Raw genomic sequence first — 14740 nt, forward strand, 5'->3', positions numbered from 1 at the left:
TCCCCACCTCTTATAACGCAGATGGACAAAGTCTCTCGACTGCTGACGTCTACCTTACGTATAACCAGGCTGTTATGTCGAACGAGTCGGCCATGATTAGCTTGACTGACCACGAGACCGGACACTCTTTTGGCTTGGGAGACAACTATGACTCTTGCGGTAGTAGTACTGGAACGAGCGCGATGTTCGAGGACTTAGGATGTCGATCCTCATCCCCAACATGCTGTGACAAAATCAATGCCGCAAAAGGTACAACAAAATACCCCACTCCGCCCAATCAAAACGCGAATTCGGGAGCGGGCGGCACCGGAGGCGGTTCCAGTGGCGGCGGCAGTGGAGGCGGCAGCGGTGGCACTACGGGCGGAGGTGACGATGGCGGCGGCGGCGGTTGCAGCTTTGACCCCGAGACGAATACAGAAACCTGTTGACGAGTAGCAATACTCGCTTCTTCCATAGACGCCGCTTGTAGCATGCTACGAGCGGCGTCTATTTAGGCGGCACTCGGGTGGACTATCGCGTAATGATTTTTTCCGCAGTAGGTCTCGGAGAATTGTGGCTACTTCTCGTCGCAGAACTGCATCCGGCTGATCTATCTCATTCATGCTTAGTGACTCTTGCTGCGGGTTATATTGTTTTCTTCTTACTTGGACTTCGGTTATACTGTCGCGCCTTATTATCAGTAGGCTTTGCCATAATAGCCGTGACATCCGCGGCCTCAATCGTTTGGTTCGCCCTTCATTACTCCACGTGGCTGCAGTATGGGTTCCACGATCCCTGGCGGTTTAGACGACAACTATCACTTTATTCATGGACGCCGCTTATAGGCACGCCTGACGCCCTAATCATCACACTGCTCCCTTTTGGTGTTTTGTTCGCGAGAAAGGAATCACGCCGATTCCTCGCTGCTTTCCTGGTCTACTTCACGCTCGGTTGTGCGCTCCTGCTTTGCCTCCTCAGTCTTTCCCGTACGACGTATCTGGCGTTACTGCTTGAAATTGTCTGTTTTCTCCTGCTAGCTCGTAGGGGAGGGCTGGCCGTAGACAGGTCTGTAAGGACCGCTCTGGCCGTCACAGGTGTCGCGGCAATAATTGCAGTCGCCTTTATCGGTTATCTACCTTCTGTGATAAGCGTGCTGGGACTATTTGTTCACCATGAACAAGTACTGAGCGCAGCAGGTCATTGGAGCCGCATTGTTGACTCGCTTGCGATTATCAAGCAACATCCGGTCCTGGGGGTCGGCTTAGGTGGATATGCACGAGCGCTGTTCGAAGCATCACACGGGCGGATACTGGCAAATCAAGCACTGAACTCCTATATCGAGCTGAGCTGTGAGGCGGGTATCATCTACGTCATGATGCAGGGGATTGCTGTTGCTGCAGTGGGGTACGCAGCATTCCGCGAATGGCGGTCCAAAGGATGCTCCAGAGATCCGGCGATGGATCGCTACAGAGCCGCATGTGTTAGTTCCCTAATAGGAACAGCTACGCTAAATTGCGCTTGGTCAGCGACCCTCCATAGCCCTCTTGATTACATTGCTTGCGCGGCGATTTTAGGACAGCTTAATGCCAGCTCTAACACAACCGAGCAACTTCACACTTCAAGCGGGCGCTCTCTCAATCGGTGCTGGGTTTCCTTTGCTACCGCGTTTGCCATCGTCTTGGCACTCTCGGGATGGGCACCTGATAGCTTTGCTACCTCGATCGGGGTTCTGTTCGCAAGAAATCATGCACCAGCGGTACCTTCAGTAGTGAGAAGTGCTATTGATCCATCCGGTAAGGATGGGGTGACCAGCGATGATACGTTAGCTACTTCTCTTAACCAACGGCAAACGCTTCCAGAATATTTTAGCAGGCGTATACAATCCTATCCAAAAGATGATGCCGCAGACTTCTTAGATGCCGAGTACAAACGCACTTCTGGGGATTTACGTGGCAGCCTATTTTTTTACGATAGAGCTATTGAATTGGCTCCTCAGGACTGGTTATACAGGCTTCGATATGCAGCCGCGCTGGCGACTTTACAAGAGACGGGGGCCGCGACACAACAGCTCGCTTCGGCCTTCTATCTGAAACCAGTGCTTGTTCGTCTATTTCATGTTGATGGCTCGTGGCTTACTTCAATTGAAGGCAGAAAGTCTCTGTCTCTGGCTTTACAGATTGCGAAATCCCAGCAGTCGCTCGACGCACCAGGACGAATTGCATCACTTTTGTACTGGAGTGGCAATTACTCTCTAGCGCAACCATACATCGGAGAGTGCCTTCGACGTCTACCTTCAGCATCCGTGTGCTGGTACCTAAAATCAGAATCCGCGGCGCGAGTAGGTCAATATGATGAGTCGAGTAAGGACTTGAAGAAGTCTTTATATCTTCAACCACCGTCGAACAGTTTCTTGTACGTTGGATCTATGAACGCGACAAGTCTGCGAAATGGAAAGACGAGTGGCACATGCTCCATCCCCGATCCCTGGTGGCAGCGGGAGCAATTTTTCAGCGGTAGGGAGGCGTCGCGGATGGATACTCCAAGCTTCGCTTGCGCGACAAATTCAGTGGAAAGCACAATTCGTGAACTATCTTCCGCGTCTCCAATGTGAAAATGAATAAAGTGAAATTCTCGTTGTAACGCTGGCAAGCTCGTGCATTTCCTATAGAAATAGCTGCCCTATATCGGAGCCACAGTGGTAAAGATGTGATGTAGACAAAACGGAAAGCGGTGCATTGAAACCACCTATCGCGGCTGAAATATCAGATTGCTCACCGGCGTCTCAATGGACATGAAGCAATGATGATCGCCTTGGATCTACCCGTTCGTAGATCTTGTTCAACTTCCAAATGTAGATACTCGCTATGGTAGGGTCAGCCGGGATCTCTTCATGCCAACAAAGCAATTATTTCGAATAGGGATCTTTGTAGTGCTGACCGCGATGTCAGTGGAGGCCGTGTTGTTTATTTTGAAGGATTGGCGGAACGTTAAAGTCTATGCCACGTTGCTTAGAAGGCAGAATGACTTTAGGGAAATCGGTCGGCAAGTCATCAAGCCATACCAATTTCCAGTAGCATTAACGACGGACAAACAGCTAGTGCTTTACAAAGAAAAAACCAGCTCCGCTTTTGCTTTACGTGTCTATCGGAGCAATGAGTTAGTAGCGAGAGTGGACCTCGAAAACGCTCCGTGGGGGATCTCTTGGAATCCTACCGGCACGACCGTCTCATTTCTGGCAGAAGTTGCAGGCCGGGCGGGAGTTTATGCTCCATACGTATGGTGGCTTACGCAAGATCATGCCACCGCTCTAAATGGGCCATCCATGATCAGCGCTTCTTTCGCAATACGATGGTCGCCCGATGGACGTCACATCTCCTATATTGCAAAGACCCTGGATGGTGCCAACCTCGTGCTTATGAGGGTACAGCGGAGCGGGTCAGCGGTCGAATCTGTAATCACTAAGGTGGACGCTGATGCTGGGTTTGCCTGGTCGCCGGGGAGCGACACGCTTGTGTTTTCGCAACGGACTGCTAGTGGATCCGTAATACGAAAGCTCACTTTGAGGGATTTGAAAGTATCAGACTTGGGTCAAATTGCGGACGGCGCAATAAAAGACCTGGCGTGGTCACCGTCAATTGGAACAATCGTAATGAGTTTTCGTGGGGAGCATGATAACTTTTATCGATTGGCTCTTTTGTCCATAAGTGGACATGTGCATTACTGTGAGGCCGAGCAAGGAGATGTACTTTCTCCCTTGGCGGCGGACAATGGGCGGGCCACGGAGTTCATACTTGAGAATAATTCGAACCAAACCGTTCACGTCGCACGCAATTGTAACAAGTCAGTGAAAATTTTCAGCTCGGAAGCGGGATCAATTCGGCTGCAGGACGACGGCTATAATCATCAGCCACTGCCGATCATAGTAGATAAATTGGATGGTCCAGCAGAACTTGTGCAACCAACCAGCACTACCGCAACGTCTTCGTCGACGCTTGACGATGAAGCCGTTCGGTCCAGCCTCAATCAATTGTGGATTACAGCGCCGAGCCATCCCGTCGCCGCGTGGATCTGGGAGCCACCCGCTGGCAGATCGCTAAACCGAGCGGTCGTGATCGTCCATGGTGGACCCCACCTTCATGAGAGGGACGATTGGCAGCCTTTTCGCGAAGCGTTTCGGAGCCATGGATATACTGTCGTGGCCTTAAACTACGGTGGGTCGTCTGGATACGGAAAGCAATACGAAAGATACGGGGATTTAGACTCTCAGTCCGATGATTTGATTGCAACGATTCAATATTTGTCTATCAATCGAAAGGTAATGTCGGACCACATTACGGTGCTTGCATCAAGCTACGGAAGTAGGGTGCTACTCAGAGCATTGAGACGCGAGCCCGATTTAGCAACAACGATCGTTTTCGCTCCTTTTCTGGCAGCCCCGTCCGACATAAAGGACTTGATCCGATTTCAGGGGACGGTGTTGGCTTTCCATGGACGGAGAGATTCCATATCCAATCCACGTTTCGCGTTTGAAGCGCTGCAGAAGGTATTTCCCACTGCAGTATTAAGAGGAAAGCTATACTGGCGAGAGTTTGACGATGAAGCTCACGGATCGAATAGAATTTCTTCCATCCAAGAGGAGTACGGTACGATCATCTGCGCCGTTGAACCTTCGTCATGCAACAAGGTCCGCTATGCAAAGCAGTAGCCCGCAAGAAATAAATATATGACTTATACGGCGAACCCGATCGTTACGAGGCGACACCTGCTCTTGGTGCTCGTCGGCACATTGAGCGGGATATCATTTCTAGATGGGATCATTTCGCTGCCGAAGACTATTCGCCCCCGCGGTATTGTCATCCACCATTCCGCATTGCCCTCGGACGAGAGCGTGGCGGACATAGAAAAACTCCACACCGCCCGGGGTTTTGGGGTCTTTTATTGGACTCGAATGTATTATATCGGCTATCACTACATCATCCGAGCTGATGGACAAGTAGTTTCCACTAGGCCTGAGTGCCTACGGGGAGCGCACGCCAAAGGGTCCAATGACATGCTTGGAATTTGTATCCTTGGTGACTTCGATTCCTCTGCTGGTGATGCAGTTCCCACCGCTCCCCAGATGAGAGCACTTCAGACACTCTGCAGATCGCTAATCGCTAAGTATAGGTTTCTTGATTCGGACGTTCACAGGCATAGTGATGTTGATAGCTATACCGTTTGCCCGGGAGATCATTTCCCGTTCGAGCAACTTCTTGCTTCGTTGCGTGGATAATGAGAAGTTTCGCGTGTTATCGGCAAGCTCGGCGGGAGCAAACGTTGTTCTGCGGGGAACCGGGATGCCCAGAGCGGGCCAGTGGTTTCTGAGGTGTTTCGTACATCGTCAATATTTTCGGATTTCCGAGTCGAAATACTGATCGTTCATCGTTAAATTAGAGCACGACTGGAAGCATGAAAGTTTTTGGTGTGCACCAGCGAATGCTTTTCCGGTCACCGCGTCCGTAAATGAGCGCCCACAGAAATTCATTTAGACACTTATTACGTACCCGCCAGTACCCACCATCCAACAAGGGTGCTCACCAGACGCTTACGTCCGTTCTGTAGTTTGCTTATGAGAGCGCGACTGCCCATCTGCTCAACGATGATCCGTAATTCTCTGCTTCTAGTTGTCCAATGGCATTAAGAACTTCGACAGTTTGCAGGAGTTCCTTCGTCAGATCACCTAAGGCTTTGGCTCGCACTGACTCAATTTCTCTTTGACGCGACTCCATAAAGTGATCGAGCGCTTCTTGAAGAGTCACGGCAGTCAAGGGTTTCTGAGCCAAAGCGTATTCAGTGAGCAGGTCGGAATCGGCGGTGAAATACTCTTGATTCCCGGAAACCAGAGACTGCGCATTCGCCGTGTCGAGAAACCGATGCAATTTTGGCATATAGAGTCGAATATCAGCTGTGCCTCCCCGGTGATATCCGCTATCGCGCCACTCGCCGTATCCTACGCCATTGCCAAAACCTGACAGCCCCTTTTTCTCCAACAGAATCGCAAAATAGCCCCCATGTAACGCAAGTGTCGAAAGGCCAGCAGTTGCAAGGGCTAGGGCGCTCTCGGTATAGTTCTTCAATTCTCCAGCGTCTGCCTCATGTTCTTTAAAGTTATTGGGATACGTGAAAAGAGTATTGATTCCAGCCGCCTTGAGACGAGCACCAACTGCAGCCCATTGATCTTTCGCAGGCCAATCTCCGAAATGGACGATTGGGCATATATCTTCTGCCTTTACCAAGGATGTAGCGGCTTCATTGCACCTCATGGATGTCTCGTACCAATCATCGCCTACGGCGCCAAACCGAAAATATGGTGGAATGAAGTGTTGGGGATTGGATATTTCCGGCACGGTATCGACACCAAGAAGCTTCCGGTATTTATCGAGCTTTCGTTGTTCATCCTTCAACACTCGAAAATCTAGTTGATACTGAATGCAAGTTTTCGTTATCCCGCTGATTGCTGCGTCTGGCAGGTCCTGAGTCGTTAGGGCTCTCTGCAGCCCGATTGACGAGAATGGCTCACCAAAGATCGCAGCCATCTTCCGGTGTGGCTCTCGGACATTTGCGCGGCTCCATCCCTGCTGAAAAAGCGCACTTCGAGGGTCGAGCGCAAAACGCTTGCTCTGATCTTTTCCGAGGAGAGCGCGAATAAATCCATAAGTGGCAGCTGGGAAAGAAGCTGCAATTGAAAAGGGAACGATGATTCCATCGAACTTCTCAAGATGCGAGATGAAGAACCGCTGAACGTTATGCTGGTAGAAGAGATAGTGTGTCAAGACGTTCGTCCTTTCCTTTCACACTCGCAAGCTCATCAAGAATTAGTTCTTGCTGCCGAATGCGTGTTGAGCTTGCAGAAATCCGGGGCTGCAATACAACTTCAGCACCACCATTAGATACCGAGATGATCCCGACTCCGTAGGACTCAAAGAGATATTGCTTGTGCAGTGCGGCTCGGACTGTAGTGTGCCATAGCGCAACGTAGGAACGGTCAGACAATTGAGTGTTGACTGCAGCTTGCCAGAGAGCTTTTTTCCAGTTCCTAACCTTAAGCTCCACGGAAATCCACGGACAATCGCCATTCGGAATCAACAGTAGGTCAATGCGCTTCCGGCTCAGTTTGGCCTCTAGAAGCGTCTGATAGCTGGTGCTTGCAAAGAGGGCAACCACAGGCTCTAGAAGCTCAGCCTCGGCTGGAAATTTTATCGGCATTAGGAAGCCTTCCTATTCATCGACAAACTACGATTCAGCTCATCTCTCTTTTGGTGGTAGCGAATAACACCCATGATCAGGAGGACGAGCGTTACTGAAACAACGAGAGCCAGCCCGCTGGCAACAATTCCTCGAACGATGGTCGAGTGGATCAGGAAGCTCGCAGGAAAAAAAACGACTGCGAGTGAATGGGCTAATCCGAGTTTCCACAGCGTTGCCGCCAACTGGTGCAACCTGTCCAATACGTCCTGCATGGACTTTTCCTCACGCAGTGCTGCTTCCGCCTCTGAGAAATGTGGCAGAAAATCGACTTCACTTAAAATGTCGTCAGTGGTCAGCAGCTTGAGGTCCTTTGGAGTTTTCAGGGCTTTTGCAGCTGCAACTGCATCGCACAATCTTGCCAGGGCAGGCACTAACTTTTGCGCTTCGACGCTGCTAATGGCAAGGTCCATCGCACCACTGCTGACTACATCCTTAAAGAGGGATTCATTTTTGTCGTAGAAACGCAAAGTGACGAATTGGGTCCATAACACGACCCAGGCGGACGCGGGTCCGTACCACAAGATGATGTCGTGCCAATTCATGCTTGCTGGACGAGTCCCTGCGCTTCAGGGTGAATGCTATTTTCTGCCATCTTGGGATAGCGGCGATAGACGTAGCGGATGATTTGGTTCAGCGGCAGCGAACCATAACGCCCCACTATCTGATCTATCTGATTCATGGCATCCGGATAGTCCTTTTCCCAGATTGAACGAAGCTTGCCGGCCAATGCCTTCCCATTCTTTGTGAGCGCAAATAGCTTTTCGTGACCTGTGGGCGTGGGCTGCTCGATTTCATCCTCAGTTTCAGTGTCTCGTTGCAGTTCCTTCTCTTCCTCCGCCAGATAGTAAGAGTAGTAGGGCTTCACCTCGACGTCCACGAGATTGGCGGACTGTAAAAAGGATGCGGCGTCATAGACCCCCTTCGAGTACGGTCCAAATTTGTATGCACGAAACGCAAACAACTGTCCTACATCCATAAGTCCGGCCTCTTCAGCCAATAAAAAAACAAGCTTCTCAAGACGAGTGACCCCATTGAACGCTGCCTTGTTAAACAGGCGTTCATACGCATCGAAGATCAGAAGTAGAACGTCTTCTCGGTCGATTTCGATACCCATAATTCCCTCCTAGGGGTGAACCAAGATTCTAAATGGCTAGTCGATCTTCTCGCTTCTCTCAATCCCTGGAGACCGGAGTTTGAGAAAGCCTTCCTTAATCAGTCGTTCGACTTCTCTTCGGAGGAGCGTGCGCGCGACATCCGAGCGACAGTCGCCATGCAAACCAAGATCTGACAGGTCTCCCAAATACGCATGAAGCACGGGAGACATTCGGATGTTCAGCCTCTCTAGTTTCTGCGCTTTTCTTCGCCATCATAGGCATTGTGCACCTTTGGTGCGCATGTGGTGCACAAATTCTCTCTTAATCGACGTAATACCCCTCTGCGAGACAGCCTCGCTCAAGGGATTCTTGGTTTACAGTTGTATTCCACGGAGTCGCTGCGGTGGACGATCATGGCGGCAATTCCCAGCAAAACTCATCTCTGAGTAGGATCCCAATCCGAATAATTCCCTTCTTCGACCTCAGAGGCTGTCAAGAAACTTCATCAATTTGGCGTCATCGCGCCACCTCCTCTTACCTCGTTTCGGGCTAAGCTTGTCCAGCTGTGCTCGAAACCGCCCTGGCGTAAGTCGCAGATAACGTTCCGCCGCTCCCAGGTCATGTTGTCCCATGTAGGCCGAGAGCGCCGGAATCATTCGACCCATGTCTACGCTGTGCTTGAACCACGCTGTCAATCGGTGGACAGCGAAGGTGTGTCGCAGGTCGTGCATGCGCGGCTGGTAGCGCGCTCCATCATTGCGAGCGACTCCTGCTTTCTTGCGCACCCTCCGGAAGGTCTTATTAGCTGTGCCCTCTTTGATCTGCGATCCATCCTTGGTTAGAAAAAACGGCGAATGGCGCATTGTCGCTTTTTGATGGTGTGTTCGGTCATACTTCAGCAAAATGTCGTAGAGATCGGGACCAATCGGAAGCTCGCGCGCCCGGCGGGTCTTGCAACCGGTGAGGGTGATTCGCCTCCTGCGAAAGTCTACGTCACAGCGCTCCAGTTGAACTGCTTCACCGAGCATCGCGCCGGTTCCATACAGAAATAGAAGCAGAGTCCGAAAGGTGTTAGCGTCGATGACGCAGTTGAGATCCCGTTGGGTAATTCCGGTTGCCACTAACAGCCGTCTGAGTTCAGTCCGCGAGTACACATAGGGGACAAATGTTTGCGCTGGCGCCCGACGCGGCGGAGGCAGAGGCAACCTGTAGATCTCATTGCGAACCTTCCAATAGCGAAAGAACTGACGCAGGGCACCATATTTGTTGTACCAAGTTGCAGCAGCGGTTAGGGGGCCGTCGAGAATGGGTACAACCTGGTCGACACGGATTCTATCGATGGGCAGATCGCCGACGTGCCGGTAAAGGGCACGCAGGTTTTGCGCCCCTTTCACCCAGGGCGTGCCTTCGGATTTTCTGGCTTCAATATAGAGTTCAATTGCTTCTCGCAGCTTCATCGTAGTCCGGTAAGCCGAAAGGCTGCTACCTTGCGAAGACCGGCGGTGTCGAATTTTGCATATATGCTAACGGACTTCGTGTCGCGGTGCCCCAGGAACTCGGCGATCTCTTTGAGAGATGACCCTTTCTGGAGCAGCCGAGTTGCACATGCGTGGCGTAAGGCATGGGGACCGAGATGCTCGATATCGATTCCAAGCGTCCGAAAACGCCTCGATGTAGTTCTCCACACACTGCCGTGCAGCAACGGCCCCCAGGGACGCCGCTCGCCAAGGAAGACGTGGCGGCAATTGACCCGAGGCCGGGCGTATTGAAGATATTTGAGGATCGCCTCTCCCACTTCATACTGGATCGGATATTGCTGCATACCGCCGTGCTTTGCGCGCCGAACGGTGAAGACTTCGCTCTGCCAATCGAAGTCCTCCAAACGTAGGTTTATGACCTCGCTGGAACGGAGACCATACACCGTAAACAGCAACAAGAGGGCTTTGGCGCGAATGTGCTCGGGCTCGCTTCCCTCGGCCAGCTTCAACAATTGGCGGACCTGCGGCCAGGTCGGCCCCATGGGACGCGGCTCACCTTTTGAGATGCGGGGGCTTTGGATGGCTAACGCGAGGTCCGGTGCGCACCAGCCGCGCATCTCAGCGAAGCGGAAGAAGCTTCTCATTGCCTCGCATTGGCTCGCAATGCTGCGGGGCTTGCACCCAGCGGCGCGCTTCGCTGAGATGAACTTGTTTATCTCGGCCACCGAGACCGTTTTAAGATCTCCGCCTTGCGCTGTAAGCCATTTAAGGAATATAAGAGTGCGCTTGGAATAGCTGCGAACTGTTGTTGCGGCGAGACCATCATTCAATCGCCGCGTGCTTGCGAATAACCGCGTCTGTTCGTGGAAAGGCGGATCCGGTGAAACTGCCAATTTGCCAAGGAACCGAAACCAAGGGCGAGCATACTTTATGAAGGATAGTGGGGAACCATATTGGCAGTGGCGAGCATCTCGAAACGGGCCGCGGTACTCCGCCCAAGAGTCTGCTCCCCTCCTAATCTCGTCCACATGAACCACGCGCAACTCATTGAGTTCGAGGATTCGGATGATATGGAGCATGTAAGTCGCCGCACTTACGACTTTGCTGTGGCAGTGTCCTTCTTCGAGCAAGTACTTCAAATACCGTTCGCGCTCGGCACGCAGCGGTGCCTGGCGATGTCGTTCAATCAGTCGGGGCTGTTGATAAATCTGTTCAAACATGGTCTATCCGCTCCATTTGACTGGCAATCAGCCTTACACGATCACGAGGCCGCGCTACTTCCACTACGTTTCCCGCTGTGGTCATCAGAGAGCTGGGATAAGAATTTCATCAGCTTGGGATCGTCTCTCCACCTTCTTCTGCAACGCTGGGGGCTCAACTTTACGAGCTGGGTCCGAAATCGCTCCGGCGTCAGGGAGAGATATGGTTCTGTCGATCTGAGACCAGTCAGCCCCATATAGACCGCTAACGCTGGCAACATACGATTTAGATCCGCACGGCGCTTGATCCACCCAGCGATCCTGTGCACCGCGAATGTGTGCCGAAGATCGAACATCCGAGGTTCAACACTGGCCTCATGGTGGATGATTCCAGATCTTCTGCGCAGTTTCTGGAATGTATGTATGAGGGTGGCGGCTTTAAGGCCGTCCCCTTCTTTCGTCACGAAAAAGTGCGGAGTCCGCGTTATTTGTCGTTGCCTCGAATCTAGGTATTCGTTGAGTACCTGCTTCAGATCTGGGCCGATCGGGATGGTGCGTGAGAGCCTGAAGCGTTTGACACGGATCGTAATTGCGCCCTTGCCAAGGTCCACATCATCAACTAGGAGCTGTAAGGCTTCACCGACCGCCGCGCCTGTCCCATAGAGGAAGATCAACAGTGTGCGAAGAGTGAGTGGGGCAATACAGCACGCACTCTCATCTTTGTTGCGATGCACTGCTTTCAACAGGGCGCGGATTTCGGTGTGCGTGTAGACGTGAGGGACGAATGACGGCGGGCCGGCCTTTCGCCTCGGCGGCATCGGCAGCACTGCGATCTCGCCGCGCGCCAGCCAGTAATCAAAGAAAGCGCGGAGGAGCAAATATCTCTGTTCCCAGGTTCGAGGAGAGAGCTTGGAGCCGTCAAGAAACGTCGAGACCTCCCGAGCGGTCAGACGTTCGAGGGCAAGATTTCCAACGGACTTGCCAAGGGCTAATAGATTTGCCCCGGTCGTGCTGTATTCAAACCCCTGGGAGCGCTTTCTCTCGATATAGGTTTCGATTGCCTCGACGAGCTTCAAAGTATCTCCTTCAAGCTGAAGGCTGCGACATCACGCAAAGATCGCCTGTCATACTTCGCGTAAATGGACACACATTCGGTAGATTTATGTCCAAGAAAGTCCGCAATTTCTTCAAAGAGCTACCCTTCTTGAGCAGTTGCGTTGCGCAGGCGTGACGGAGCGAGTGCGGTCCTTGACGTTCGGACTGAACCTCCATCTGTTTCAATCGTTTCCTGGCGATGAATCCCACTGTGACTGGATTGAGGGGACGGTATGGAAGCTTCAGCGTGAGAAAGATGTGGCGGCAGGCACAATGAGCGCGCCCGTTGCGAAGATAATTGAGAAGGGCTTCGCCCACCTCATACTGGACTGGGAATTGCTGGATGCCCCCGCGTTTGGAGCGTTGGACTCGGAACGTCTCGTTCCGCCAATCGAAGTCATCCAGACGAAGGCGCGTGACCTCACTGGCCCGTAGACCATAGACCGAAAGCAAGAGAAGGATTGCCCGTCCCCGTAGTGCTTCCGGGGTCTTGCCCCTTACGGACCGAATGACTTGGCGGACCTGCGCCCAGGTTGGTCCTGTTGGGGCCTCCGTATACTTTGGCGAACGTGGAATCACGATGCCGTGCCAGACACTCGGCAAACACCATCCCCGATATTCCGCGTAAGTAAAGAACGATCGCAAAGCCGTGCACTGGCCCGCGAGCGTCCTCAGCCTCCAACCAGCCTCGCGCTTGCTATCAAGAAAATCGTCGACATCGTTCACGGATACGTTCGAAATGTCGCTGTGGCGTTCTGATAGCCACTCTAAGAACACGTGTGATCGGTCAACATAGAGTCTAACGGTGCAGGAAGCCAACCCGCGTAGTTCCAAGGCGCTCTTGAACTGGGCAAGGTGCGTATCAAAGCGCCCGGTCGGTGCCCCCGGCAGGATCAGGAAACCGTGAAAGCGCAGCCACTGTCGTGCGCGCGTTACAAAGAGCAAGGGCGAGGCTCTTCCGTGAGCGCGCATCCCTCCGCGGTAGTTGTTCGTCCAGCGTTCCCCAGCCTGGTCGATCTCCGTGACATCGACCATCCGTAAACTGGTCAATCCCATGGCGTGGACGATATGAATGAGAAGACTTCCGACACCTAGAACCCTGCGTGCATCCCAGCCTATCTGCAATAAATGGCTCATGTACTGCTCCCGCTCCTTGAGGAGTGGTGCAGTACGGTGACGACGGTGAACAGTGGGCCAGCTAGAAAGGCTTTCTATCAAATCTCACCCTCAGCTATACCAATTTCATGCGGCTCTTAGGCTGGGACCACGGAGAGAACTTCAACCTATTTCGATTCGCTGTCGAGTTCAATGGTTCGCGAGAACAGAGTTCTTCGGGTCGCAGCAAGACGTGACCCCAAATCTCAAGGCTCCGGTGGGAGCATCACCGAGGCCAAAAGCGTTCGTCGGCGGACGCTTGCGCACTGACGCGGTGGGTGCTGAAGGCTGGCAGCCCAAACTCGGGCCGATTCGGATGCTGTTTTGTCGGTCCTCATCGGTCCCGAATGACTACTGTCTCCTGCACGCGACGAGAGTCGCGTTTGTCCGATACTGTGTAGATTGCCATCATACTGCGTCTTTCTTTCTCCCGGATACTCCAGCATCGGCTAAGCTTGCGCTGCTGCGCAGCGGGTTAGTAGTGACACGTCACCCCCAAATGGGAACTGTGAAGCGAGCGCGCGGCGGGGTTTGCGTTTACACATGTGAACGGTTTTAGATTCTGCAACATCCGGGCTACGCGGATCTCTAGCTGATTCGTGCGGTTGTTCCATGTCGCTCGATGTAAACGCGGAGCGCACGTGGACGTAAACGGGTTGATTTTGCAGGGTCTTGTTCGTTTTGACGAAATTAGCTGATTGACGTGCCAAGGCGAACCGGGCATGCTGTTTCCAAGGCGAGGTTCCCCATGAGCACTCTCGTCAAAGGCACTCCGACTACTTCTAGCGCTCCAGAGAGCGCCCGGGAGAAGCCCGGCTTCCGTACCAAGACCGTCGCGACAAGGATCACTCCGGAGGAGCTGCGGGAGGTCGAAGCGGCTGCCGAGAAGAGCGGTAAGACGCTCGCGGTATGGCTGCGCGAGCTTGCGCTCAAAGCTGCGCGGGAGGGTCCCGCCGATTCCACGGAGCTGCTGCTGGCCGAGGTCATGGCCCTCCGGTATATGCTCCTTAATTTCTTTCATGGGGCGGCCACGGCGCAGTCCGAGGGTAAGTATCTGCTCCCGGAATCCGTGGTCAAAATCCGCGACAAGGCAGAGGCCCGGAAGCTGGCCGACGCCCGCAAGTTGCTCACCGATTTCCTTACCGGAGAGGATGGAGCCGGGGGGCCAGGGTGAGCGCCGGGCCAATGCGCTTTCCGAGCCGGAGCCGGTGGCTCCTGTGGTTGGTTTTGCTCTTCGCGGTGGGGCCAATTCTGGTTGTTCTTTTGGCCTCGCTGTGGCTTAGCAGGACCATGAATCCCGTCCAGACCTACTATCTCGGAACCTATACCGCGTGCTCCCTATTGAGCGGCGATCTCGGAGCGATGACCACCGTTCGCTACGCCGAAAAGACGGCTCCGGGGCGGACGCCGGAGACGCTGCTTCCAGACGATGCAGTAAAGGGATCGGACCCGA

General features: G+C 53.1%; 12 protein-coding genes. 4 read left to right on the top strand and 8 right to left on the bottom strand.

Annotated features, from left to right (window positions below; translation table 11 throughout):
• Positions 1 to 505: 505 nt before the first annotated feature.
• The 3 genes from GSQ80_RS19780 to GSQ80_RS24015 all read left to right on the top strand — a co-directional run bounded on the left by GSQ80_RS19780 (position 506) and on the right by GSQ80_RS24015 (position 5251).
• On the top strand, positions 506 to 2590 hold the full coding sequence (locus GSQ80_RS19780; RefSeq protein ID WP_216850471.1) for an O-antigen ligase family protein: 2085 nt from the start codon (positions 506 to 508) through the stop codon (positions 2588 to 2590).
• 279 nt (positions 2591 to 2869) lie between these two features.
• The gene (locus GSQ80_RS19785) at positions 2870 to 4684 is read left to right on the top strand and encodes a prolyl oligopeptidase family serine peptidase (RefSeq protein WP_158789370.1); all 1815 of its coding nucleotides are present in this window, start codon (positions 2870 to 2872) and stop codon (positions 4682 to 4684) included.
• Positions 4685 to 4702: 18 nt separating this feature from the next.
• A complete protein-coding gene (locus tag GSQ80_RS24015; protein ID WP_158789371.1) occupies positions 4703 to 5251 on the top strand; it encodes a peptidoglycan recognition family protein in 549 nt (182 codons plus the stop codon).
• Positions 5252 to 5585: 334 nt separating this feature from the next.
• On the opposite strand, the gene GSQ80_RS19795 is transcribed toward GSQ80_RS24015, so the two are convergent.
• From GSQ80_RS19795 to GSQ80_RS24020, 8 genes are all read right to left on the bottom strand, one after another.
• Positions 5586 to 6791, bottom strand: coding sequence for a hypothetical protein (locus GSQ80_RS19795; RefSeq protein WP_158789372.1), 1206 nt, complete (start codon positions 6789 to 6791; stop codon positions 5586 to 5588).
• Positions 6763 to 7224, bottom strand: a complete 462-nt coding sequence (locus GSQ80_RS19800) for a hypothetical protein (RefSeq protein WP_158789373.1) — start codon at positions 7222 to 7224, stop codon at positions 6763 to 6765. The genes GSQ80_RS19795 and GSQ80_RS19800 overlap by 29 nt, the downstream gene beginning before the upstream one ends.
• Positions 7224 to 7808 (bottom strand): hypothetical protein, encoded by a 585-nt coding sequence (locus GSQ80_RS19805; RefSeq protein ID WP_158789374.1) that lies wholly within the window; start codon positions 7806 to 7808, stop codon positions 7224 to 7226. The genes GSQ80_RS19800 and GSQ80_RS19805 overlap by 1 nt, the downstream gene beginning before the upstream one ends.
• Entirely contained in the window at positions 7805 to 8380 is a 576-nt protein-coding gene (locus tag GSQ80_RS19810) for a hypothetical protein (RefSeq protein WP_158789375.1), read from the bottom strand. The genes GSQ80_RS19805 and GSQ80_RS19810 overlap by 4 nt, the downstream gene beginning before the upstream one ends.
• A gap of 462 nt (positions 8381 to 8842) precedes the next feature.
• On the bottom strand, positions 8843 to 9817 hold the full coding sequence (locus tag GSQ80_RS19815) for a tyrosine-type recombinase/integrase (protein ID WP_158789376.1): 975 nt from the start codon (positions 9815 to 9817) through the stop codon (positions 8843 to 8845).
• Positions 9814 to 11058: a site-specific integrase gene (locus GSQ80_RS23705; RefSeq protein ID WP_158789377.1), complete on the bottom strand. Its 1245-nt coding sequence runs from the start codon at positions 11056 to 11058 to the stop codon at positions 9814 to 9816. The genes GSQ80_RS19815 and GSQ80_RS23705 overlap by 4 nt, the downstream gene beginning before the upstream one ends.
• A 41-nt stretch (positions 11059 to 11099) precedes the next feature.
• On the bottom strand, positions 11100 to 12113 hold the full coding sequence (locus GSQ80_RS19825; RefSeq protein WP_158789378.1) for a tyrosine-type recombinase/integrase: 1014 nt from the start codon (positions 12111 to 12113) through the stop codon (positions 11100 to 11102).
• 10 nt (positions 12114 to 12123) lie between these two features.
• Positions 12124 to 13269 (bottom strand): tyrosine-type recombinase/integrase, encoded by a 1146-nt coding sequence (locus GSQ80_RS24020; protein ID WP_158789379.1) that lies wholly within the window; start codon positions 13267 to 13269, stop codon positions 12124 to 12126.
• A 766-nt stretch (positions 13270 to 14035) separates the two neighbouring features.
• Between GSQ80_RS24020 and GSQ80_RS19835 the strand changes: the two genes are divergently transcribed.
• The gene (locus GSQ80_RS19835; RefSeq protein WP_158789380.1) at positions 14036 to 14461 is read left to right on the top strand and encodes a hypothetical protein; all 426 of its coding nucleotides are present in this window, start codon (positions 14036 to 14038) and stop codon (positions 14459 to 14461) included.
• The last annotated feature ends 279 nt before the right edge of the window (positions 14462 to 14740 follow it).

Source organism: Granulicella sp. L46 (assembly GCF_009765785.1).
Taxonomy (GTDB): Bacteria; Acidobacteriota; Terriglobia; order Terriglobales; family Acidobacteriaceae; genus Granulicella.